At 38.3% G+C, this 20,707-nt stretch carries 30 protein-coding genes; 2 read left to right on the forward strand and 28 right to left on the reverse strand.

Translation table 11 applies throughout. The features are described 5' to 3' along the window. Positions 1-60 precede the first annotated feature (60 nt). The 10 genes from ABKJ27_RS06255 to ABKJ27_RS06300 form a co-directional block, all read right to left on the reverse strand. Positions 61-678, reverse strand: coding sequence for a TIGR01906 family membrane protein (locus tag ABKJ27_RS06255; RefSeq protein WP_410011536.1), 618 nt, complete (start codon positions 676-678; stop codon positions 61-63). Continuing rightward, positions 668-1,441, reverse strand: coding sequence for a TIGR01457 family HAD-type hydrolase (locus ABKJ27_RS06260; protein ID WP_024057503.1), 774 nt, complete (start codon positions 1,439-1,441; stop codon positions 668-670). Before ABKJ27_RS06260 ends, ABKJ27_RS06255 begins: the two co-directional genes overlap by 11 nt. 9 nt (positions 1,442-1,450) lie before the next feature. Further along, entirely contained in the window at positions 1,451-2,188 is a 738-nt protein-coding gene (locus ABKJ27_RS06265; RefSeq protein WP_024057504.1) for an acyl-[acyl-carrier-protein] thioesterase, read from the reverse strand. Between the two features lie 4 nt (positions 2,189-2,192). Continuing rightward, positions 2,193-3,323 carry a radical SAM family heme chaperone HemW gene (hemW, locus tag ABKJ27_RS06270; RefSeq protein ID WP_410011537.1) on the reverse strand — a complete coding sequence of 377 codons (1,131 nt, stop codon included), beginning with the start codon at positions 3,321-3,323 and terminating at the stop codon, positions 2,193-2,195. Between the two features lie 83 nt (positions 3,324-3,406). Then, the gene (locus ABKJ27_RS06275; RefSeq protein WP_000517384.1) at positions 3,407-3,796 is read right to left on the reverse strand and encodes a YtxH domain-containing protein; all 390 of its coding nucleotides are present in this window, start codon (positions 3,794-3,796) and stop codon (positions 3,407-3,409) included. A 15-nt stretch (positions 3,797-3,811) separates the two neighbouring features. Continuing rightward, positions 3,812-4,195, reverse strand: coding sequence for a DUF948 domain-containing protein (locus ABKJ27_RS06280; RefSeq protein WP_410011538.1), 384 nt, complete (start codon positions 4,193-4,195; stop codon positions 3,812-3,814). Beyond that, positions 4,196-4,984, reverse strand: a complete 789-nt coding sequence (lgt, locus tag ABKJ27_RS06285) for a prolipoprotein diacylglyceryl transferase (protein ID WP_203180527.1) — start codon at positions 4,982-4,984, stop codon at positions 4,196-4,198. Beyond that, positions 4,977-5,915: an HPr(Ser) kinase/phosphatase gene (gene hprK / locus ABKJ27_RS06290; protein ID WP_049516049.1), complete on the reverse strand. Its 939-nt coding sequence runs from the start codon at positions 5,913-5,915 to the stop codon at positions 4,977-4,979. Before hprK ends, lgt begins: the two co-directional genes overlap by 8 nt. Positions 5,916-6,196: 281 nt before the next feature. Next, positions 6,197-6,373, reverse strand: coding sequence for a 30S ribosomal protein S21 (gene rpsU, locus ABKJ27_RS06295; protein ID WP_000048054.1), 177 nt, complete (start codon positions 6,371-6,373; stop codon positions 6,197-6,199). A gap of 150 nt (positions 6,374-6,523) precedes the next feature. After that, positions 6,524-7,231, reverse strand: coding sequence for a glucosamine-6-phosphate deaminase (locus ABKJ27_RS06300; protein ID WP_084888561.1), 708 nt, complete (start codon positions 7,229-7,231; stop codon positions 6,524-6,526). 150 nt (positions 7,232-7,381) lie between these two features. Here ABKJ27_RS06300 and queA point away from each other — a divergent pair, with 150 nt between their 5' ends. Continuing rightward, positions 7,382-8,410, forward strand: coding sequence for a tRNA preQ1(34) S-adenosylmethionine ribosyltransferase-isomerase QueA (queA, locus tag ABKJ27_RS06305; RefSeq protein WP_261011169.1), 1,029 nt, complete (start codon positions 7,382-7,384; stop codon positions 8,408-8,410). Between the two features lie 79 nt (positions 8,411-8,489). Here queA and ABKJ27_RS06310 read toward each other — a convergent pair whose 3' ends face one another. The 5 genes from ABKJ27_RS06310 to ABKJ27_RS06330 are packed head-to-tail and all read right to left on the reverse strand — an operon-like array spanning position 8,490 to position 13,188. Then, positions 8,490-9,350, reverse strand: a complete 861-nt coding sequence (locus tag ABKJ27_RS06310; protein ID WP_410011539.1) for a YihY/virulence factor BrkB family protein — start codon at positions 9,348-9,350, stop codon at positions 8,490-8,492. A 27-nt stretch (positions 9,351-9,377) separates the two neighbouring features. Continuing rightward, complete coding sequence (locus tag ABKJ27_RS06315; RefSeq protein WP_410011540.1) at positions 9,378-11,432, reverse strand: cation:proton antiporter; 2,055 nt, start codon at positions 11,430-11,432, stop codon at positions 9,378-9,380. Positions 11,433-11,443: 11 nt separating this feature from the next. After that, entirely contained in the window at positions 11,444-11,698 is a 255-nt protein-coding gene (locus ABKJ27_RS06320) for a hypothetical protein (protein ID WP_000361085.1), read from the reverse strand. After that, entirely contained in the window at positions 11,691-12,248 is a 558-nt protein-coding gene (locus ABKJ27_RS06325) for a tRNA (mnm(5)s(2)U34)-methyltransferase (RefSeq protein WP_023946281.1), read from the reverse strand. Before ABKJ27_RS06325 ends, ABKJ27_RS06320 begins: the two co-directional genes overlap by 8 nt. Next, positions 12,232-13,188, reverse strand: a complete 957-nt coding sequence (locus ABKJ27_RS06330) for a TIGR01212 family radical SAM protein (RefSeq protein ID WP_023946280.1) — start codon at positions 13,186-13,188, stop codon at positions 12,232-12,234. Before ABKJ27_RS06330 ends, ABKJ27_RS06325 begins: the two co-directional genes overlap by 17 nt. A 91-nt stretch (positions 13,189-13,279) precedes the next feature. Here ABKJ27_RS06330 and ABKJ27_RS06335 point away from each other — a divergent pair, with 91 nt between their 5' ends. After that, positions 13,280-13,639, forward strand: a complete 360-nt coding sequence (locus ABKJ27_RS06335) for a DUF3397 family protein (protein ID WP_000367214.1) — start codon at positions 13,280-13,282, stop codon at positions 13,637-13,639. Between the two features lie 80 nt (positions 13,640-13,719). On the opposite strand, the gene ABKJ27_RS06340 is transcribed toward ABKJ27_RS06335, so the two are convergent. The 13 genes from ABKJ27_RS06340 to ABKJ27_RS06400 form a co-directional block, all read right to left on the reverse strand. Further along, positions 13,720-14,028: a hypothetical protein gene (locus ABKJ27_RS06340; RefSeq protein ID WP_410011541.1), complete on the reverse strand. Its 309-nt coding sequence runs from the start codon at positions 14,026-14,028 to the stop codon at positions 13,720-13,722. A gap of 251 nt (positions 14,029-14,279) precedes the next feature. Continuing rightward, positions 14,280-15,074: a DUF6287 domain-containing protein gene (locus tag ABKJ27_RS06345; protein ID WP_261011163.1), complete on the reverse strand. Its 795-nt coding sequence runs from the start codon at positions 15,072-15,074 to the stop codon at positions 14,280-14,282. Between the two features lie 90 nt (positions 15,075-15,164). Further along, positions 15,165-15,707, reverse strand: a complete 543-nt coding sequence (locus ABKJ27_RS06350) for a hypothetical protein (RefSeq protein WP_261035967.1) — start codon at positions 15,705-15,707, stop codon at positions 15,165-15,167. Between the two features lie 13 nt (positions 15,708-15,720). Then, positions 15,721-16,017, reverse strand: coding sequence for a DUF4176 domain-containing protein (locus ABKJ27_RS06355; RefSeq protein ID WP_261011161.1), 297 nt, complete (start codon positions 16,015-16,017; stop codon positions 15,721-15,723). Continuing rightward, positions 16,014-16,616, reverse strand: a complete 603-nt coding sequence (locus tag ABKJ27_RS06360) for a hypothetical protein (RefSeq protein ID WP_261011160.1) — start codon at positions 16,614-16,616, stop codon at positions 16,014-16,016. Before ABKJ27_RS06360 ends, ABKJ27_RS06355 begins: the two co-directional genes overlap by 4 nt. Before the next feature lie 3 nt (positions 16,617-16,619). Beyond that, a complete protein-coding gene (locus ABKJ27_RS06365; RefSeq protein WP_261096498.1) occupies positions 16,620-17,093 on the reverse strand; it encodes a hypothetical protein in 474 nt (157 codons plus the stop codon). A gap of 65 nt (positions 17,094-17,158) precedes the next feature. Next, entirely contained in the window at positions 17,159-17,491 is a 333-nt protein-coding gene (locus ABKJ27_RS06370; protein WP_261096497.1) for a hypothetical protein, read from the reverse strand. A 44-nt stretch (positions 17,492-17,535) separates the two neighbouring features. Next, positions 17,536-18,099: a hypothetical protein gene (locus ABKJ27_RS06375; RefSeq protein WP_261011157.1), complete on the reverse strand. Its 564-nt coding sequence runs from the start codon at positions 18,097-18,099 to the stop codon at positions 17,536-17,538. Positions 18,100-18,117: 18 nt separating this feature from the next. After that, entirely contained in the window at positions 18,118-18,420 is a 303-nt protein-coding gene (locus ABKJ27_RS06380; RefSeq protein ID WP_261096495.1) for a hypothetical protein, read from the reverse strand. Between the two features lie 330 nt (positions 18,421-18,750). Further along, entirely contained in the window at positions 18,751-19,278 is a 528-nt protein-coding gene (locus ABKJ27_RS06385; RefSeq protein WP_261011155.1) for a hypothetical protein, read from the reverse strand. A gap of 24 nt (positions 19,279-19,302) precedes the next feature. After that, complete coding sequence (locus ABKJ27_RS06390; RefSeq protein WP_261011154.1) at positions 19,303-19,464, reverse strand: hypothetical protein; 162 nt, start codon at positions 19,462-19,464, stop codon at positions 19,303-19,305. A 29-nt stretch (positions 19,465-19,493) separates the two neighbouring features. Then, complete coding sequence (locus ABKJ27_RS06395) at positions 19,494-20,285, reverse strand: hypothetical protein (RefSeq protein WP_261239740.1); 792 nt, start codon at positions 20,283-20,285, stop codon at positions 19,494-19,496. Between the two features lie 13 nt (positions 20,286-20,298). Continuing rightward, entirely contained in the window at positions 20,299-20,430 is a 132-nt protein-coding gene (locus tag ABKJ27_RS06400) for a hypothetical protein (RefSeq protein WP_261035976.1), read from the reverse strand. Between the last annotated feature and the right edge of the window lie 277 nt (positions 20,431-20,707).

Here is a 20,707-nt window from a genome sequence, read left to right on the forward strand (position 1 = left end):
TCTTAACGATGATTTTAAATTATATACATTTATATATACAAATTAAAAACATCTTTCTTTTTACGTCCTACGACTTTTCATATAAAGATAGCCAAAGAAGCTTTCATAGAGGGCAAAAAAGAGAAGGAAGGCATGCAGGAAGAAGGTCTCTGGCAAAATCAGAATAACAGGATCCTTGGCTGGGTCAAAAAGCCAAGTATCATCTCCCACAAAGAGAATTTGATGGAAAAGAGTAAAGAATTGATCAAAACCAATCAAAACTCCCCCAAGCCCAATCAGCAAAGGCAAGACTACTAGAGCTAGGAGACTTTTACAAAAGAGAGACAAAAAGCCCTTGTTCACAATCCCTTTGACAAAGAAATAGAAACTTGGTAGTGTCACTAGAGCAACTAGCTGCACCAAGTGAAAGAGATTCTTCACCACCGCAAAGTGATGTAGCCCAGATGCTGACGAACGAAAATCAGGCATCTGCAAGTCCTGACTAAAAGGATTGGTCAGGTAATTCATCAAGATATGAAAGTTGTACTGAATAGTTTCTGGTTTTAAATAAACCCTATCTGTTAAGTTAAGCCACTGAATTTCCAGAGGATAAAAAATCCAAGCCAAATAAATGGTCAAAAGGATTGAGAGGGAGAGGAGAAAGAGCATAGAGCTCCAAAAGGTCAGTTTAGTTTTCATCAAAATCCCACTCCGCAAGACTAGAAACCACATGAGTCGGTGCGATTGGCAGGTCTGCTACTTCTTCTGCCTTAGTAAAACCTGTCGTCACCAAGAGCGTTGGAATGCCATTGTCAATCCCTGCTCGAATATCTGTTAAATAGTTGTCCCCAACCATAATCAACTCTTCACGTTCCAAGCCTAAGTGCTCAACTGCCTTGTCCATAATGATGGCATTTGGTTTTCCGATATAAACAGGCTTTACTCGTGTTGCCACTTCAAGAAGGGTAATCAGTGAACCAGCCCCCGGCAAAAGCCCACGTTCTGTAGGGATGTTGAGGTCAGGATTGGTTCCGATAAAGTGAGCTCCCTTTTGGATAGCTAGAGTTGCTGTCGCAAATTTTTCATAGTCAACTTGCCAGTCCAGACCTACTACCACATAGGCAGGATTATCCTTGTCTTCCACATAACCAGCTGCCTTGATGGCTTCCTTGAGCCCTGCTTCTCCGATGACATAGACGGTCTTTTCAAGCCCCAAGTCGTTCATATAGTCGATCGTTGCCAAAGTCGCTGTGTAGACAGTCGATCGGGGCGTATCGATATTAAAATTCTGAGCCAACATCTCTTGAACACTCTCTGGAGTGCGGGTTGTATTGTTTGTTACAAAAAGATAAGGGATATCCCGCTTTTGCAATTCATGGACAAAAGTCTCTCCTGCTGGAATTCGATCCTTCCCCTTATAAATGGTTCCGTCTAAATCAATTAAATAGCCTTTGTATTTCATACTTTCTCCCTAATCCTTTTTTATTTCTTGCCAAGTGATGATTGCTTGGGCATTGGTAGCCCCGTCGCTTGTAATCTCATGCTTGCTTTCCAGTCCAGTCCGTTCAACAGCCGATGTAATCACCCCACCTGGTCGAACTTCCTTGACATACTTGAGGTTGATTTTCTTGGGAATATATTGGGTCAAAAAATCAGCTCCCATAACCTCAAAAATCCAGTCCAGATACTTACTGTTATTAACATGACCATTCATATCTAAGTCGTAAAAACGGACATGGTAATCCTTGCTGATTGGCTCTTCTAGATTTGCATATTTTGGTCCACGAATAAGCTTTTTATCAAAATCAGACTGGTAAGGAGCCACAATATCAGGTTCGACAGCATGGACTTTTCGACTATCTCGATCCATGAGAACAAAGGTCGCCAACATGCGAATGATTTCTTGACCTGCTTCATCATAAATGGTAAAGCGACGGTAGCAAAAGAGCCGATTGTAGCTCAAGGCTTCCGTTTCAATAGTAATTTCTTCCGCAAAACGAGGCAAACGAACCACCTCAATATCATAGTCTGTGATAATCCATACCAGATTATAGTCTTCCAAAATGGCCTTATCACTAACTCCCAGCTCAATCGACTGCATCCCTGAAACTTGTAGGGATAGTAAAATCACATCTGGGAGTTTGATATGACCGTTCATATCAGCCATATCAAAAGGAATTTTCATTTTCATTTGATAAGTTAAGCCCATCATTCTACTCCAAAATAAATCGTTCTGCTACGGTGTCTCCCAAAAAGAGACCTCTTTTTGTCATGCGCACGCGGTCACCCTCTATTTGCATGAGACCTTGTTGAACCAAGTCCTTGACAATTTCTCCATAAAGTCCATCAAAAGACCGTCCAAATTTTTCCTCAAATCGTACCCTGGAGACCCCTGATTTCTTGCGGAGCCCTAGGAACATTTCTTCTTCCATTTGCTCTTTTTGACTCAGGTGCTCTTCTGTGATACGCGCATTACCTTCCTCAACTGCACTGAGGTAATGACGAATGGGACCATGATTCTTATAGCGAATACCATTGACATAACCAGATGCACCAGCACCAATGCCATAGTACTCAGCATTGTCCCAGTACATGAGATTGTGACGACTTTCAAAACCGGGTTTGGAAAAATTGGAAATCTCATAATGCTCAAAACCAGCTCGCTCCAGCTCTGCAATGATGTACTCAAACATCTCAGCTTCCAGTTCCTCCTTAGGCAGAGGCAATTTTCCTCGTCGCATACGGTTCATAAAGACCGTATGATTTTCCAAAATCAAGCTATACAAACTCATATGGGGAATATCCAGTCCAATGGCCTTAGCCACATTTTCCTTTACTTGCTCCATAGTCTGGCCAGGTAGCGCATAAATCAAATCAATGGAGATGTTGTCAAAACCAGCCAGTTTCAGTCGGTCGATATTTTCATAAATATCCTTCTCCAAATGACTGCGCCCAATCTTTTTCAGCATCTTGTCGTCAAAGGTCTGCACACCTAGCGAAACACGATTGACAGCCGAGTTCTTCAAAACAGCTATCTTATTCGCATCCAAGTCGCCTGGATTGGCTTCAATGGTCAACTCTTCTAAGACAGACAAGTCCAAGTTTTTAGTCAAGCCCTTCAATAACACCTCCAGTTGAGAAGCTGACAAAGCTGTCGGTGTGCCACCACCGATATAGAGGGTTCTCAACTTTTGAATATCATAAGATTGAAACTCTTCTAACAGATGCTCCAAATAACTATCTACCGGCTGATTCTTGATAAAAACTTTTGAAAAGTCACAATAATAACAAATCTGGGTACAAAATGGGATGTGCACATAGGCTGACGTTGGTTTTTTCTGCATAGTAATTATTATACCACAAAGACAGGCTACGAGAAAAAAATCACCATCCCCAGATACATAGTCCGTCCAGAGATGGTGATGGTTTATTCTTCTGTTATGTCAATAACAATCTCTTCTGATTCATCAAGAGTTTCAGCCTTTTCTTGCCATTGCTCCTTGAGATTATTGAATTGATCTTTTGATGCTTCTGTCGCTTGACGAACACATGATTTGGCTTGAGAAAGGACACTGTCCACAGTGATTTCACCTGACTCAACCTGTTCTTTAGTTTTAAGAACAAAATCTGTAGCCTGCTCCTTGACTTCTGTCAGTTTTTCACAGACCTGCTCCTTGGCATACTCAGGATCTTCTCTCAAGTCATCTAGAAAATCTTGAGCCTGACTGCAAACTTGTTTGCCCTTGTCACTTGTTAAAAACAAGGCAAGAGCTGCACCTGAAACGGTTCCTAAAAGGATTGAGGATAGTTTACCCATAAGGATTCTCCTTTTTTATTTTTTGAAAAATTTACTTGCGACACGAAGAGCTGACAAACTTGCACCAGTCTTAAGTGTTTTTGAACCAGCTGATAAAGCTTTCTTACTCAAGACACGCGCATGGTCATTGAGATCTGAAACAGATAGAGATAAATCTGCAACAGCGCTAAAGAGTGGATCAATCGTTGCTACCTTGACATTAATATCATCTGCCAAGACATTGACCTTAGCCAGCAATTCATTGGTATGATGCAAGGTCACATCCACATCTGAAGTCAAGGTTTTAATCGTCTTCTCTGTTTCATCGATAACACGTCCAAGCTTTTGTACAGTAATGATTAGATACACTAAAAATACAATCAAAGCAAGGGCTACAAGAATATATGCAACTTCTAACATTTAATTTTCCTCCTCTGTAATATAGTAAGGGGCCTTCTTTCGATTTTGATATAGAATGATAAAAATACCCAGTCCGATAAGGACAACTGATAGCCATTGAGACACTCGAAGACCAAAGAACATGAGACTATCTGTCCGCATACCTTCGATGACCATACGACCGAAACCATACCAAATCAAGTAAAAGGCAGTGATATGACCTCGTCTAAGGCTCTTCCATTTTCTTCTAAAAATCAGAATCAAGGCAAATCCAAGAAGATTCCATAGAGACTCATAAAGGAAGGTTGGCTGACGATAGCTCCCCTCAATATACATCTGGTCACGAATAAAGCCAGGTAGATAATCCAGATTATCCACTGCTGCACCATAGGCTTCTTGGTTAAAGAAATTGCCCCAGCGACCCAAACTTTGGGCAATCATGACGCTAGGCGCCGCAATATCTAGGAAATCCCAAGTATTGATGAGTTTACGATCAGCAAAGATATAGAGTACAATAGCCCCAGTTATCAAACCACCGTAAAAAGCCAAACCACCATTCCAAATGGCAAAAATTTCTCCCAAGTTCTGACTATAGTAATCAAAACGGAAAATAACATAATAGAGACGTGCTCCTAAAATAGCCAAAGGAAAAGCTATCAGGATGAAATCTAAAATATCGTCTGGTATGATCTTCTTTCTAGGTGCTTCTTTCATGGTCAAATAAACCGCAAGAATCAAGCCTGTTACAATACACAAGGCATACCATCGAATGGCTAGAGGGCCTAGATGAATCGCAATTGGATCAAACATTAGGCACCTCCTCGTTTTGAGCAATGAGATTGGTCAAGCGTTCTTCGAACAAACGCGTCGCATCAAAGCCCATTTCCTTGGCACGATAATTCATGGCAGCAGCCTCAATCACGACAGAGATATTACGACCTGTTTTCACTGGAATGCGGATACGAGGAATGGCTACGCCAGAAATTTCTATTTCCTCTGCATTGTTTCCAAGACGATCAAAAGTTTTATGTGTATCGTAATTTTCCAAATAAACAGCCAGCTGGACTTGTGAAGAATCCTTGACGGCACTCGCACCGTAGAGGCTCATGACATCGATAATCCCAACCCCACGAATTTCAATCAGGTGTCTCAAGATTTCAGCTGGTTCACCCCAAAGAGTAATCTCATCCTTGGCAAAGATATCGACACGATCATCGGCTACCAAGCGGTGACCACGTTTGACAAGCTCTAGACCTGTCTCACTCTTACCGATGCCACTATCACCTTGAATCAAGACACCCATTCCATAGATATCCATCAAGACACCGTGCACACTGGTCCGTTCTGCTAAACGTGAATCCAGATAACTAGATAACTCTCCAGATAAACGACTGGTTGCCGTACGGCTGGTTAAAATGGCAATCTTACATTCTCTGGCTGCCTTTAGCATCTCCTCTGGAACCACCAAACCACGAGCAACAATGACCGCAGGTGTCTCAGGTAGAAACATTTTTTTCAAGACTTGGTAACGGTTGTGAGAGGACATCGAAACGAGATAGGACCACTCCTTCATTCCCAAGAGTTGGATTCGCTCAGGCGTATAATAGTCAAAATAGCCCGTCATTTCAAGACCAGGTCGCGTAATGTCCGCGGTATTAATTTCCTTTTCAAGTAATTCTGGTTCGCCATAGACAATGTCTAGTCTGAGCTTTTCAATCACTTCTTTTACTAAAACCGACATCATTTCCTCCTTCAATCGAGTTCTTTTTACTATTATATCAAATTGTCCTTAGAAGTTTCAGATTTTTGCAGGCTTTGAAGTATTTATTTATACTCAATGAAAATCAAAGAGCAAACTAGGAAACTAGTCGCAGGTTGCTCAAAACACCGTTTTGAGGTTGTAGATAAGACTGACGAAGTCAGTCACATATATAATCCAAGGCGACGTTGACATGGTTTGAAGAGATTTTCGAAGAGTATTAAAAGAAAAAAGACTAGATTTCTCCAGCCTTTCATTTCTAATTAGAATTTTTTACGTTTACGAGCTGCTTCTGATTTACGTTTACGTTTTACAGAAGGTTTTTCATAGAATTCACGTTTGCGTGTTTCTTGAAGAGTACCAGCTTTAGTAACCGCACGTTTGAAACGACGAAGTGCGTCGTCAAGAGATTCATTCTTACGTACTACTGTTTTAGACATTTTTTTCACTCCCTTCAAGTTCAAGATCTATTCTATTTTACACGTAAAAGTAATAATTGTCAAGAAAAAATGCGGTTTAATTTTGATTTTTCTGCCATTTATACAAGTCTTGAAAGCATTCAATAGAAAAAACTGAAGGGTTTCACTTTTTTATTTTTCGAGTAAGCTGAGCGCTTCTGCATCTGCAATGATGGTCACATCAGGGTGATTTTGGAGGCTACTTGCTGGTAGACTCTCAGTCACTGGGCCAGACACTGTTCCGGCAATAGCTTCTGCTTTTGATGCACCGTATGCAAAGAGAAGGATTGATTTGGCATCCAAAATGTTTTTAATCCCCATTGAGATGGCTTGTGTTGGAACATCTTCAATCTTGTCAAAGAAGCGAGCATTAGCTTCGATAGTAGACTGGTCAAGCTCCACAAGATGTGTTTGACTGTCAAATGGAGTACCAGGTTCATTAAATCCGATATGTCCATTGCGACCGATTCCCAAGATTTGGAGGTCAACTGGATGGTCAGCCAAAATTTGGTTGTAGCGTTCAACTTCAGCTTCAGCATTGTCCTTAACCCCACGAGGCAAGAAACTTTCTTTAAATGGTTTTTGGTTAAACAAGTTTTCTTGCATGAAGTAACGGTAAGACTGTGGATTTTCTCCATCAAGTCCTACATACTCATCAAGGTTGACACTGGTTAGATTTGAAAAATCAAGGTCACTCTCAACAATTTCCTTGTAAAACTCAAGTGGGCTACTTCCTGTCGCAAGTCCTAGTGTTTGAGCTCCATTGGCCAATTTTTCCTTCAAAATCTCAAAAGCAACTTTTCCACCTTCGATTTGGTTTTCAACTTTAATGACTTTCATCTTTTCATCCTCCGTTTCAATCTATATTTATTATATGGTATAGACCAATTTTTGTCAAGTGAAAACGATTTAATTTCTAAAAAAAGAGCGACTATACTTGAAACATGTTATAATGGATAGGATTAGAACTTAGAAAGAATGAACAGATATATGAATACAGCTGATTTTGATTTCCACTTACCCGAGGAATTGATTGCCCAAACGCCCCTTGAAAAACGAGATGCTTCCAAACTCCTCATTGTCAACCGTGATACTGGAGAAATGCAGGATAAACACTTCCACTCTATTATTGATATGCTGGAACCTGGTGACGCCCTTGTTATGAACGACACCCGAGTTCTCCCTGCCCGCCTCTATGGTCAAAAGGAAGAAACTGGAGGTCATGTGGAACTTCTCCTGCTTAAAAATACTAGTGGAGATGAGTGGGAAGTTCTGGCTAAACCTGCCAAACGCCTCAAGGTCGGGACTCGTGTTAGCTTTGGTGATGGCCGTCTCAGAGCTGTTGTTACGGAAGAATTGACTCACGGGGGCCGCATTGTCCGCTTTGAATACCAAGGAATTTTCCTAGAAGTTTTAGAAAGTCTGGGAGAAATGCCATTACCACCTTATATCCATGAAAAACTGGATGACCGTGAACGCTATCAAACCGTTTACGCTAAGGAAAGTGGTTCTGCTGCAGCACCAACTGCTGGATTGCACTTCACCAAAGAATTGCTGGCAGAAATCCAAGCTAAGGGTGTTCATCTAGTCTATTTGACTCTTCATGTCGGACTCGGAACCTTTAGACCTGTTTCAGTTGACAATCTGGACGAACACGAAATGCACTCAGAATTCTACCAGCTTTCTGAGGAGGCTGCTAGCACCCTTCGCTCTGTCAAGAAAAATGGAAGCCGTGTCATCGCTGTCGGAACCACTTCTATCCGCACCTTAGAGACTATTGGTTCCAAGTTTGATGGGCAAATCCAAGCAGATTCTGGCTGGACCAATATCTTTATCAAACCTGGCTATGAATGGAAGGTTGTGGATGCCTTCTCAACCAACTTCCACCTGCCAAAATCAACTCTGGTCATGTTGGTTTCTGCCTTTGCAGGTCGTGAATTAGTCTTAGATGCCTACCACCATGCCATCCAAGAACACTACCGCTTCTTCAGTTTCGGTGATGCCATGTTTATCTATTAATTTATATAATCAAAAAACGCATATTATCAAGATTTTATAATGCTTGATAATATGCGTTTTGTAATGGATAAAAATTGAGTTAATTTATTCTCAAGCTTGGATCTTTCAAACTCTGGACACTGGCATTGATCACCGCGCCGATAATCAAAATCTTAGCGATGAGAATAAACCAGAACATCATGACCACCACGACGACGGAACTGAAAAAACGGACGTCCACTAGGTGATTGACATAATTGTTAACATAGACTGAAAAGATATTGAGTAGTAAGACCAGGGTCAACAAGACAAAGGCACTACCTGGCAATACAGAGCGAATCCTTCGCACCTTAACATTGGGTAGAAAATAGTAGAGCATGACCAGGATGGCAAAAATCAAGGCATAGACCAAAGGGCCTGTTAGGTCTTGCAGATAATCAAAAAGAGGACTATCCGATTTCCAATAGCTTTTGACAAGGTTGAGGAGCATACGGCCAAAGACACTCAAAAACAGAGCTAAAGCAAAGAGAATCTGCAAGCCAAAACTGACAAACAAACTCATGAGTTGATGGGAAATCATTCCACGATTTTTTGATACTCCGTAAGCTTTATTAAAGGCTTTCTGCAGGAAATTCATAGATTTTGAAAAGGTCCAGAGGGCTGACAAAACCGCAAAACTCAATAAACCCGTTGACGGTTGGGTCAGCACTTCTGTAATGATCTTTGCGACCACATCATACATGGTATCCGGCAAGAATTCATTGACAACCTTTAAAAAATTAGAAACTGGAATCTGAAAATATGGGAGGATATTAACTACCACCAAAAGCAGGGGAAAAATCGAAATCAACCAATAGTAGGCTACTGCGACACTGGTTAACTCACTATCTGATGCTTGATAATAATGCAAAAAAGCTTTTAATAAGGGCTTATCTATCAGCTCTTTCCACCACTTCTTCATATCATACTCCTTCACTTATAATCTTGATTAATTTCTTCTTACCAATTCCATCATATCATAAGGCAGGGTATTGGCAGCTTCCTTCAAGGAATAGTTCTCTAGGTTATTTACATTTTGTCGTAACTTCTTGGCATACTTGGTCGTAATCAATCGTTTTTCTTCGTATTCGAAAATCAACTTGCGCTCCAGATAATAGCCTCTCAGCATTTCATCGATATTGTTGGGTTTGACACGATTGATAACCCGTTCGACAAAGGCACCACTGGTGATAATAGCTGTTTCTCTGAGACGAGAATCCTGCATGAAACTGATCAAAGAACTCTTATAAACCCCTTTTAGGTTCTCCAGACTTTCGATAATCATCTCTGTATTTTCTAGATAGAGCTCTGCAATTTGATCATAGTCAAGGGCTCTGAGTTTCTGTGATTCTTCATTTTTCCAACTGCGGAAGGTCTTGCCAAAGGTAAAGACTTCGTGAAGGAGAAAACGTAAAATCCGCAAGGAAACAAGGAAATAATAGGTCAAACGTGAAGCAAACTTACGATTGATACTTTGCTCCATGTTTTTCAAGTAACGTTGGTAGACTCGATAAGCACGCTCACTCATCTTGCCTTCTTCGTAAGCCTGTTCTAAACCATCACTTTCAATACTGAGGATAAGAAGTTTCAAGGCCTCCCAGTCTTCTTGAGCCCCCTTATTTTCTTGACTCAAGATAAGATTCTCTATTCGTCCATGGTAATTGTCAATGGCTGCATAGAGGGGGAGCTTATTTCTGGTATCTTCCAACTCTTTTTCCAACTCTATCGTTACTTCATTCAAAATGCCAATATGCATGAGATAGTCCTTACTTTCTTCCTGTTCATCAGAAAGATGAGGCAAGACTACGAGGCCTGTTAAAAAGCTTACAAGCGTCACACCTGCGACAAGGAAAAGCAAGAGAGGATACTCCTGTTCTAGATTACTTGGTATCAGAAGGATCGTAGCAATCGACACGGTTCCCTTAACACCTGAGAAAGTCAAAAGAAGCATGTCCTTCATATACTTATTCAGTTTTTTCTTGAGACGTCTAGTCCTATAGGCATAATAACCATAGATCATGACAAAACGAATAGCAAAGAGGACAAAGGTAAGGGCTATAAGAGATACCAATAACAGTAAGGGATTATTGATTGGATTGGTCAAGATAGGCTCTGCTATCATTTCCAACTCCATCCCTAAAATCACAAAGACAGAACCGTTCAGCATAAAATTCACTGTATGCCAAACCGTCTCGGTCACCGTATCCACTTGGGCTTCAAGGAGCGTAATTTTCTTAAAACGACTTGCCTTTAAAATCCCAGCAACTACAACGGCAATAATCCCTGAAACGTGGACTTCTTCTGCCAGGAAGAAGGTTACCAGAGGTAAACTCAATTCTAATAAAAGTTCGCTGGCAATATCCGTTGCTCGTACACTAAGTAAGAAACTATGGAGGAAACGGTTGGTCATGGCTGTTAAAAATCCAATCAAAAAACCGCCTAGGATTGAAAAGATGAGCGAACTACTCGCTTGTCCAAGAGAAAAGGCTCCAGTTGTCCAAGCTGTCAAAGCTACCTGAAAGGCCACCAAGCCAGATGCGTCATTCAAGAGTCCTTCACCCTTAAGGATATTGGACACGCGCTTAGGAAAGCTAAAACGCTCCGAAAGAGAGGCAAAGGCCACCAAATCCGTAGGGCCAAGGGCTGCCCCAACAGCCAAGCAAGCCGCCAAGGGAAGACTGAGCCAAAGAAGATGGGCCAAGCCACCCAAACTCAGGGTCGAGATGAAAATCACTGGAAATATGAGATAAACAATGATTCGCCAGTGTTTTAAAATAGCTGTAATGTCCGCTTCTTCCGACTCTCGAAAAAGCAAGGGCCCAATAACCAGTGCCAAAAACAACTCTGTATTGAGGTGAAAGTCGGTATTGGGTAAAAAGAGACCAATCACAATTCCCAAAAGAATTTGCACCAAAGGTAGAGGCAAAAAGGGCAGGAGCTTATTGGTTGTACTCGAGACAATCAAGACTAGTAAAAATAGGATGAGGTAAATCAGTAATTCCACGCACGTCCTCCTTAATCTTTTTTACAACAGGATTCAAATATCTCCTTCTGCTCTTTGATTTTTTGGTCAATCTTGGAACAATCTTTGTGCTCAATTTTTCTCTGACACCGTTCCATCTCAAGAGCAACTAATTTTTTCTTGATTTTAAGCATTTTTTTGCTCATATGCGCTTGGTCTAACACACCCACCGCTCGTTCATGGTGAGTTGATTCAACAAAATTCTGGCGCATGGCATCCAGCTTTTCACGTAGGTATTGTTTATCCATGTCTATATCTCTCTAATTTTTCAATCATTACTAAAAATGGTGGGTTGTTGACTTGGTTTAAAGTTCGGTAAATAGCAGCTGTGTACTCTTGTTGGTTCAACTGGCTGACAAAATCCAAGACAGCATCCCTCTCGAGGTCGCCTCCTTCATGACCATAGTAGATCATGATAGCAATCCGTCCCCCTTTGACAAGCAAATGACACAGCTTTTCTAATGCTTCAATAGTCGTCTGAGGTTGGGTAATGACTGACTTATCAGCTGACGGCAGATAGCCCAGATTAAAAATCCCTGCCTTGGCTTCTGTCACAAACTGGTCCAGTGTCTCATGGCCTTGCAAGATTAACTGGGCATTTGTCAGATCAGCCTGATCCAAACGCTCCTTGGTCTTTTCCAAGGCTTGCTCCTGAATATCAAAGGCATAGACTTGCTTAGCTAGCTTGGCTAGAAAAAGCGTGTCATGACCATTTCCCATGGTTGCATCCACTACGATATCATCCTGAGTCACTACCTCAGCCAAAAAATCATGTGCCATCTCAAGTGGTCTTTTCATTTTCAAACTCCTGTTTTACAGCCTTGCATCCTTGAACGCTTCCACGACGTCGCATCTCCATCTCAATGCTGTTGAGGACTTCCCATTTATTGAGGCTCCACATAGGCCCAATCAGCATATCTCTAGGTGCATCTCCTGTGATTCGATGGATGACAATATGTTTAGGAATGATTTCCAGTTGATCACAGATAACCTTTACATATTCGTCCTGGCTCATCAACTGCAAGCGTCCTTCGTGATAATCCCGTTGCATTCGCGTATTGGTCATCAGGTGAAGCAAATGCAGTTTAATCCCTTGAATATCGTTATCCGTAACACAGCGGCGGACGTTTTCAATCATCATCTCATGGGTTTCACCAGGAAGCCCATTGATCAGATGGGAAACTATCTCAATTTTGGGATACTTTCTCAAACGCTTGACCGTTTCCACGTACAACTCATAGGAGTGGGCACGGTTAATCAGGTCAGAGGTTGTTTCATAAGTGGTCTGCAAGCCCAATTCAACCGTCACATGCATGCGCTCCGATAATTCAGCCAAATATTCGATGGTTTCGTCTGGTAAACAGTCTGGGCGCGTTCCAATATTGATTCCTACTACACCTGGCTCGTTGATAGCCTGTTCATAGCGCTCTCGAATAACTTCAACCTTTTCATGGGTGTTGGTAAAATTTTGAAAATAAACCAGATACTTCTGCACATCAGGCCACTTACGATGCATAAAGTCAATTTCTTTATAAAATTGCTCACGGATAGGCGCGTCCGGTGCTACGATAGCATCTCCAGAACCTGAAACCGTACAAAAAGTACAGCCCCCATGAGCCACAGTCCCATCACGATTGGGACAGTCAAACCCAGCATCAATAGGGACTTTAAAGGTCTTTTCTCCAAAGAGTTTTCGATAATAATCATTCAAGGTGTTATAAGATTTCATAACTTTCATTATAACAAAAAACACCCACAATCTCAAAAGCCTGACTTTCCTATAAATTCCTCTGTTTCTCGTTTCCTTTAGCGATTTTTTATGATACAATATGGATATGATTTTAATGAAATTAGCATCTATTTTATTATTGATACTGACCTTAGTAGTCTGCATTATCATAACCAAACTTTTTAGATTAAAAAAACTAGGACGAAACTTTGCGGATTTGGCTTTTCCAGTCTTGGTATTTGAATATTACCTTATTACAGCTAAAACCTTTACCCATAATTTCCTCCCTAGACTAGGCCTAGCCCTCTCACTCCTAGCCATTATTCTCGTTTTTTTCTTCCTTTTGAAAAAACGCAGCTTTTACTATCCTAAATTCATCAAATTCTTCTGGCGTGCAGGATTCTTAGTAACCCTTGTCATGTATATCGAGATGATTGTTGAATTGATGGCTCAGAAATAAAAAACTAAATCGAAAACACCTCAATCAAACTGAAATACAGTGATTGAAGTGTTTTTTCTTTATCTATTTTTCAATAATTTCTATTTACTCTCTTTATCAGGAAATAGATAACCAATACCTACACAAGCCAGCACACCTGCTCCAATCACCAAGCCACTTGAAATCGGCAATAGATCCAAAATTGCATTCGCAATGATAAAGGCAATAATCAAACACATCAGACTAGCTTTGTAATCTTTTTTCCAAAGATTCTCTAGAGTGAAAAAGAGGAACAATCCTACCGGAATCAGTGACCATAGGCTGACATCCAAACTTGGCCATCCAACAGAACCAAAATACACTACTGTCGCTGCTGCTACTAAAAATATAATCCCTAATAATTTTTTCATTTTTTTATCTCCAATTTCTTTTTTAGAACTTGAGTTATTTGATGTTGTATCCTCACGTCCCTTACAAAAATCATTATAGCAGAGCTCAATTTCAAGAACAAATTCTTTTGCCTATCTGGTCTTAATCTCGGTCTAAGTGGTTGAAGCGTTAAGATAAAAGAAAAGAAGCCCTAATGAGCTTCTTCATTCTAGCAATTGCAACAGTATTTCTGAACTAAAACAATCGAAAGTTAGATTCTAAACTAGTTTTTCTAGTTCGTATTTTTCTTTTCCTTAAATTCTAGAGAAATTTTGATTGCTTCGCGTTCAGCCTGTAGTTGAGCTAAATTCTTCTCTTCTTCCTCAAGTTTACTAGTGTCTGGTTTTACACGATAGTAAACATCTTCTGGTCTCGACAACATCGCTTCATACTGCTGTCCTGCAAAAAGTCTCTCTTCATTATAATTAGTTTTATCTGTCAATTTTCCATCATCACCAGGTTGCATGGCAACTCCACTTGGTACGGCAACTACCACAAATCCGCCTGCGACAGAATCTTTTACCCAAGCACTAATAGAAACCGTTTCTGGATTTTGACTATTTTTTCCACCTGATGCTTTCAATTCGACAATAGATTCATTCTTTTGACCATTTGATATCCAAGAGGAACGTACTTCCCCAGACTCATTAATGACATATTCATTACCCGAAGCTGTACGCCAAGTACCTTTCAAACTAGATAAATCGTTATTTCTTAGTGCTTCAATATCCAGTTTCGGAACAGCAGTTTCTTCTTTTTGCTTGCTAACAATTGCTTCTGCTTCAGTAATCTTGGTGTCTAAATCAGTCAGTTGATCCTTGAGTTTATGTATCTCCTCCTCTTTAACTTTGGTATCTTTATCACTTTTCGCCTGACTTCTGCTATCTTTAACAGAAACCGTTGATGATACTTGCTTTGAATCTTTCTCTCCATTAAATCTAAATAAGAAGATCGATGCTACTATCAAGACGACTAAAACTGAAAGTATAACTCCCATCAGCATTTGAATTTTTCGAACTTTTTTCATTATTTTCGCCTTTTAATAAAAATTATACAAATAATCATCACATCAATCGTTCCATTATGAAAGCTAACAACCGTACTAATAGGTAATAAATTAGACATTCTTCTCTCCTTTTTCTACTATTTTAATGATTTTTAACCATCTATTAAGTTGGTAATCAAATTTGAACATAAATATCACTAAAAAACTAACCGCCAAAAAGAGTACGGCAATGGTTTCATTTCCAAAGACAAACAAAAGAATAGCGACTACAGTTAGGATTCTAAAAAGATTAAGAAGACATTTAAAGTACCCTCTTTTTCTCTTCAAAGATCTGACAAACTTCTTACTCTGTTCCTCACCCAACTCTGATTTTTTTAATTTTAAAGTTCCGTGGTAAAATCTGATAATCAAAGCGGCTAAAAAATAAGATAAAACGCCTAAGATTGGAACCGTCCCAACTCGGACTAACTGATTATTAAATATTCCTGCTTCAGCCAATATATCAGAAATTTTATTTATAATGTACAGCGTAACAGGCAGTAGAATATAAGACCAGTAATTAGGAGAAGATGTTTCCTCTAGCAACACCTTATTCTCCCAATCAAAATGATAATTTTTGTTCTCCCATATCCCTAAATTAATAATTGTTTCCATATGTACATCCTTTTTAATTAAATACACTACCTAATCCCGAGAAAAATCCAGTAACTGCATCTCCCGCACTGTCCCATATTTTATCAGCTGTATCACCAACAGATTTCATCGTTTCACCTACTACTTTCTTTGTACCATCCCAAACATCACCAGCAAATTCCACGACTTCATCCCCATATTTATCATATAGATAATCAAAATAGCCAATTTCCCCATTGTTATTATAAAGAGGGAAACGATTTATTATCATTAACTTTACTTCTCCATTTTTCAATTGTACGATACTTCCAATAGGTAATATTCTATTCACTTAAAATTATTCCTTTCGCTATATTTCATAGTCTCTTCTATTCTTTTTATTGCCTTAAAACGTCTGAGAATATGTAGATTCTTTACGATTCCAGTTGATAACAATAATCCAAAAATAAAAACAATTAATCCTATTAAAATTGACAAACTTAAGAAGAGTATAAGTCCTAGTGTCGCCCCTACAAATGATAGTATAGAAATATTCCTTAAAACATGCACCAATTGTATTGCATGAACCACAATATCCTCTAATTCCACTTCATCTAAAGAAATAGGTGTAAATAAACAATCAGATATTTCTTGCTTTTTTATATAGTTATTTAAAATACTATTAAGGACAAAAAAGGAAATCATAGCACCTACAAAAAGAATCGAATTTAGATAAAAATTTGAATTTAAAATATACCATCTGTTAATAACAACTGAAAAGATAGCAATAATGAGTGAAAATGCCGATGAATTAACTAATAATTTCTGACTTTGACGTCTATATTTCAATGTATTTCTTTCTAGAATGTACCATTGATTTTCTGAGATGTCATAAAAGTAACCAACCTTACCATCATGATACAATTCAATTTTAAATTGATTACTCTTCATACTCTAACCCAAAACACTTCCTAAACCACTTAAAGCACCTGATATAGCATCACCCACGCCATTAACAATATCCTTTGCGGAATTAAATGTATCTATTCCCCATTTTGCTATCTTATCTTTGTTATCGTAAATTGCATCAAAAATCATTGAACCACCAACTAAAATTACTGAAGTCACAACAAAATCGGTAACCACACCAGCAATCGGAGCTAATGGAGCTAAGACAACTGTTGACCCCAATGCTGTTATAACTGCTGTTCCCGATACTTTACCTACAGCAGCGCCAATTAATCCCATCGTAACATGTGCACCAGTTTTTATACTTGCATCAACAGGATCTGTTCCACTGTTAACCTGCATCGTATAATCCACAGCAGCTCCTAGTAAAGGAATTCCATATTTAGCAACACCACTTACAAGTCGACTATAAGCAGGATTGACATTAATAGGAATAGTCGCAGTTTCTCCGCCTACCAAAGCTCCTACTAATGAATTCTGCATATTTTGAGATATATGTACTAAAGTTTCCCAAGCATATTTTATTATTTTTTCAACAGCCTTATCTGTAACTTTACTTTTACAAATTCGCTAAGGAAAGCTACCCCACCACTCAATATACCACTCTTAATAGACTGGTATATATCAAATGGAATTCCCTCCTCTTCAGATTCTTCTTTAACTTCTGCTTTTAGCTTTTTATCTTCGATAGCCTGTTTATGTTTATCGAGAACTACTTGAACTGTTTCCGGCAATTCTCTATTTGTATATCTCCTCTTATATTCCTCTATCTTCTTCACATCATCCTCAGATGGTTCTTTTCCATCTTTTATTTTCTCAAGAGTCTTCATCAATCTTACATAATCAAAAATAGCCAATTGTACCATTATGAAGGCGAACAACAGTACCAATAGGTAATAAATTAGTCATTCATTATTTTTCCTTCCTTTAAAAAATTTTTATTTATATATTCTTCAAAATGGAACCTTTTTGTAAAAAATCCGTTCGTATAAAATAGATAAGAAAAACAAACTACATAGTCCATCACTAGTAACAAGAATACACTAGGTCTTGAAAGATATAGAAACATTGAAAAAGAAAACATAACAATAAATAATAAGGTAAGTAACACTATGGTTTTGTTATGTTTTTTTACTTGTTTCTTAAATCCGTTAAATTCAGCTCTTGTAAATTCAACCATTTCAAACTCTGTATTCTTATATAACCGTTTATTAAAAATAATTGCAGCAATTATTGAAAAAACAAAGGATACAATCAACAGATAGATACTTAATAGCAAGTTAGATTCAACGCTTTTAAAGAGTCCAATTCCTAGAATATGGTAACCAATGATAGAAGACAAAAATATTTTGGATTCAGATACCTTATGAGCAATAGACTTTTTTAAATCACCGGTGATTAAATCTATATAATAACTATCCTCTTTATAATTGCCTAAACTAAGCAAAGATTTATAATTATGCATGATTTTTTCTCCTTATTATTAAAATACACTACCTAACCCCGAGAAAAATCCATTAACTGCATCTCCAGCACTATCCCATATTTTCTCAGCTGTATCACCAACAGATTTCATCGTTTCACCTACTACTTTCTTTGTACCATCCCAAACATCACCAGCAAATTGCACGACTTTATCCCCATATTTATCATATAGATAATCAAAAATCATTGATCCCACCACTGTTGCGCCAAAATCAATCGCTGTTCCCAATCCATATGGTAATGCTTTCGAAAATTTAGCACTCCCTAAGAATCCATCTAATTTATTCACTAACAGTATCACACAATCTCCAATTTTCTCAATGCTTTCTCCCACCATTTTATTAACTGTAGAACCAGGTGCAGTTTATTGAAGTGCACTCAATCCACATTTCGTTAGTGTATTCCCAATCTGTGATTTTAAGCCATTGATTAAATATGGAACTTGATATGGAAGCATGTAAGAGGTATAATAACCCGTTCCTAAATCAAAAGCTATATCACTTAATTTTGAAGTGATACTTTCCTTTAAAAAATCTACAGACTCATTTTTTAGAACATCCGGAGAAATGTTTATACTATTTTGTTGTTTGCTTGCAATAAAGTATTTATTCCCTTCCTACTATGAATCTCCCTAACCATTTAACAATATTTTTTGTCTTTTCAATATTTTTTTAATTTTACTTGTCTTAAATTCCTGATGAAAATGTATAACACAAGCAAAAGCAAGTAGATATATCAACAGACATAAAAAATCAGTTTCTCTAATATAAGTAACAAAAAAATAAATCCCTAAAATAATAAAGAGAATCTTAATAATAAAAATTGAAATCACCTTTACTAATAGTGTTTTGAGATCTTTTTCCTTCAAAACAACTGTTTTCCAATCAGTTCTCGGATATTTTTTTCTCGCCTTCGCTATCATCAATATTCCGCAAACTATCAGAGTTCCAATCATTGCAATACCGAGATTAATCGTATACGATAATGTACCAATGGCTGAATTTAAAGTACTTGCAATTCCTTTTAAAAGAAAGACTGCAAGTGGAGCAGCAACCATAATCCAATTAGAACTATTTTTTTGATTTTGATATTGAAATACTTCGTTTTCTTCATCAAAATGAATCCATTTCGAATCCAAATAACCAATATATATTTTCATAATTAAAATTTCTCCGTTAATTTATTAATTAAAAACACTACCTAACCCCGAGAAAAATCCATTAACTGCATCTCCAAGTTCTTCACTACCTAACAATTGCCCTGCAAAGTCAAGTGCTGCTCCCAATCCATATGGTAATGCCTTCGCAAATTTAGCGCTCCCTAAGAATCCATCTAATTTATTCACTAACGGTATTACACATTCTCCAATTTATCTTAATTAGACTTCTTAACATGTTCCTTGTAGATTTTTGACTTTTTCCCGTACCATTCTTCAATGGTATAGCCATATTCTTCACGGTATTTCTCTTGGTTTTTATTGACTGTATTCAGATTCTCTAGTGTTACTAAATTGGACTTGAAAAATGATACCAGAAAAAGGCCTAATAAAATAGGTGAAATTGGCAATAAAGCAAGCAATAAATGTGCCAGAAGATTATTAAGACCATTAGTAAAGAGATTGATTCCAGACATTAATAGCCATAAAAACAAAATAACATTCAAAAATTTTTTAATATTTAGAGAAGTAAAAAAATCTTTTTTAGCGCGTTGCTTAGTAACAAGGATATAGATAAGGTAAATCAGTGATAAGACAAAACCTATCCAGTAGACGATACGAACTGCTACTAGAGGGATTAGATACAAGGCGGCTATAAACAAACTATAATATAAAATTACGAGCAAAAATAATTGAAAAATCTGAGTCATTAAATAGGCTTTAATGCGATTTCTTTTCGTAATGATATAACAACAAATAAAATAACACCAACAAAACAAGAATAGAAAACCAAAGAAACTATCTGGGGGAATGAGACCTTTTTCAACTGATGTCAATTGCGTAACTAGTTCATGTCCAGCTTCACTAGCCATTCGAAATAGGTTTATCGGTAAAGATGTCCCAAGCATAATCATCAATGAAAAAAAAGGCGCTACAAAAATTATCTTTACTAAGTTTAATCTTCGAGTTGGATCGAGTGCATCATTAATATCTTTTTGTATCTTATCCATTTATTCTCTCCTATTATCCAAACAAGGATGAGGCAGCCTTCAGACCACCATTGAAAAAATCAGAAACATTCTTGCCGACACTCTTGACAGTCTCCACTCCCTGGTGGATTCCCTTTCCGATAGCCTCCACTCCTAATTCTCCCACGTCCACAGCACCATAAGCAAAATTTTTAACTCCGTCATAAACAGACTTTTTAAATTCTGGTGCAACTACAGAACCGATAAGATTAAGCGTTCCCCAAGCGAGCCCAACGATAGCCCCAATAGCTGTCTTCGAATTTTTGCCAAACAGAAAGAATGTCCTTCTCCATTATACCATATGAGAGATACCGTAAGAAGAGAAGTTGAGAATAGCAAAAGAAAACCATCTGTAATGAACTGCACCCCAAAAATTAGACAGAAAAAATCTAACTTTTGGGGTG

The sequence above is a fragment of the Streptococcus sp. KHUD_011 genome (assembly GCF_046352925.1).
Classification (GTDB): domain Bacteria; phylum Bacillota; class Bacilli; order Lactobacillales; family Streptococcaceae; genus Streptococcus.

Coding starts and splice junctions, on each gene's coding strand:
- ABKJ27_RS06255 (WP_410011536.1), bottom strand. CDS start 678: ATGAAAACTAAACTGACCTTTTGGAGCTCTATGCTCTTTCTCCTCTCC.
- ABKJ27_RS06260 (WP_024057503.1), bottom strand. CDS start 1,441: ATGAAATACAAAGGCTATTTAATTGATTTAGACGGAACCATTTATAAG.
- ABKJ27_RS06265 (WP_024057504.1), bottom strand. CDS start 2,188: ATGGGCTTAACTTATCAAATGAAAATGAAAATTCCTTTTGATATGGCT.
- hemW (WP_410011537.1), bottom strand. CDS start 3,323: ATGCAGAAAAAACCAACGTCAGCCTATGTGCACATCCCATTTTGTACC.
- ABKJ27_RS06275 (WP_000517384.1), bottom strand. CDS start 3,796: ATGGGTAAACTATCCTCAATCCTTTTAGGAACCGTTTCAGGTGCAGCT.
- ABKJ27_RS06280 (WP_410011538.1), bottom strand. CDS start 4,195: ATGTTAGAAGTTGCATATATTCTTGTAGCCCTTGCTTTGATTGTATTT.
- lgt (WP_203180527.1), bottom strand. CDS start 4,984: ATGTTTGATCCAATTGCGATTCATCTAGGCCCTCTAGCCATTCGATGG.
- hprK (WP_049516049.1), bottom strand. CDS start 5,915: ATGTCGGTTTTAGTAAAAGAAGTGATTGAAAAGCTCAGACTAGACATT.
- rpsU (WP_000048054.1), bottom strand. CDS start 6,373: ATGTCTAAAACAGTAGTACGTAAGAATGAATCTCTTGACGACGCACTT.
- ABKJ27_RS06300 (WP_084888561.1), bottom strand. CDS start 7,231: ATGAAAGTCATTAAAGTTGAAAACCAAATCGAAGGTGGAAAAGTTGCT.
- queA (WP_261011169.1), top strand. CDS start 7,382: ATGAATACAGCTGATTTTGATTTCCACTTACCCGAGGAATTGATTGCC.
- ABKJ27_RS06310 (WP_410011539.1), bottom strand. CDS start 9,350: ATGAAGAAGTGGTGGAAAGAGCTGATAGATAAGCCCTTATTAAAAGCT.
- ABKJ27_RS06320 (WP_000361085.1), bottom strand. CDS start 11,698: ATGGATAAACAATACCTACGTGAAAAGCTGGATGCCATGCGCCAGAAT.
- ABKJ27_RS06325 (WP_023946281.1), bottom strand. CDS start 12,248: ATGAAAAGACCACTTGAGATGGCACATGATTTTTTGGCTGAGGTAGTG.
- ABKJ27_RS06330 (WP_023946280.1), bottom strand. CDS start 13,188: ATGAAAGTTATGAAATCTTATAACACCTTGAATGATTATTATCGAAAA.
- ABKJ27_RS06335 (WP_000367214.1), top strand. CDS start 13,280: ATGGATATGATTTTAATGAAATTAGCATCTATTTTATTATTGATACTG.
- ABKJ27_RS06340 (WP_410011541.1), bottom strand. CDS start 14,028: ATGAAAAAATTATTAGGGATTATATTTTTAGTAGCAGCAGCGACAGTA.
- ABKJ27_RS06345 (WP_261011163.1), bottom strand. CDS start 15,074: ATGAAAAAAGTTCGAAAAATTCAAATGCTGATGGGAGTTATACTTTCA.
- ABKJ27_RS06350 (WP_261035967.1), bottom strand. CDS start 15,707: ATGGAAACAATTATTAATTTAGGGATATGGGAGAACAAAAATTATCAT.
- ABKJ27_RS06360 (WP_261011160.1), bottom strand. CDS start 16,616: ATGAAGAGTAATCAATTTAAAATTGAATTGTATCATGATGGTAAGGTT.
- ABKJ27_RS06375 (WP_261011157.1), bottom strand. CDS start 18,099: ATGCATAATTATAAATCTTTGCTTAGTTTAGGCAATTATAAAGAGGAT.
- ABKJ27_RS06385 (WP_261011155.1), bottom strand. CDS start 19,278: ATGAAAATATATATTGGTTATTTGGATTCGAAATGGATTCATTTTGAT.
- ABKJ27_RS06395 (WP_261239740.1), bottom strand. CDS start 20,285: ATGGATAAGATACAAAAAGATATTAATGATGCACTCGATCCAACTCGA.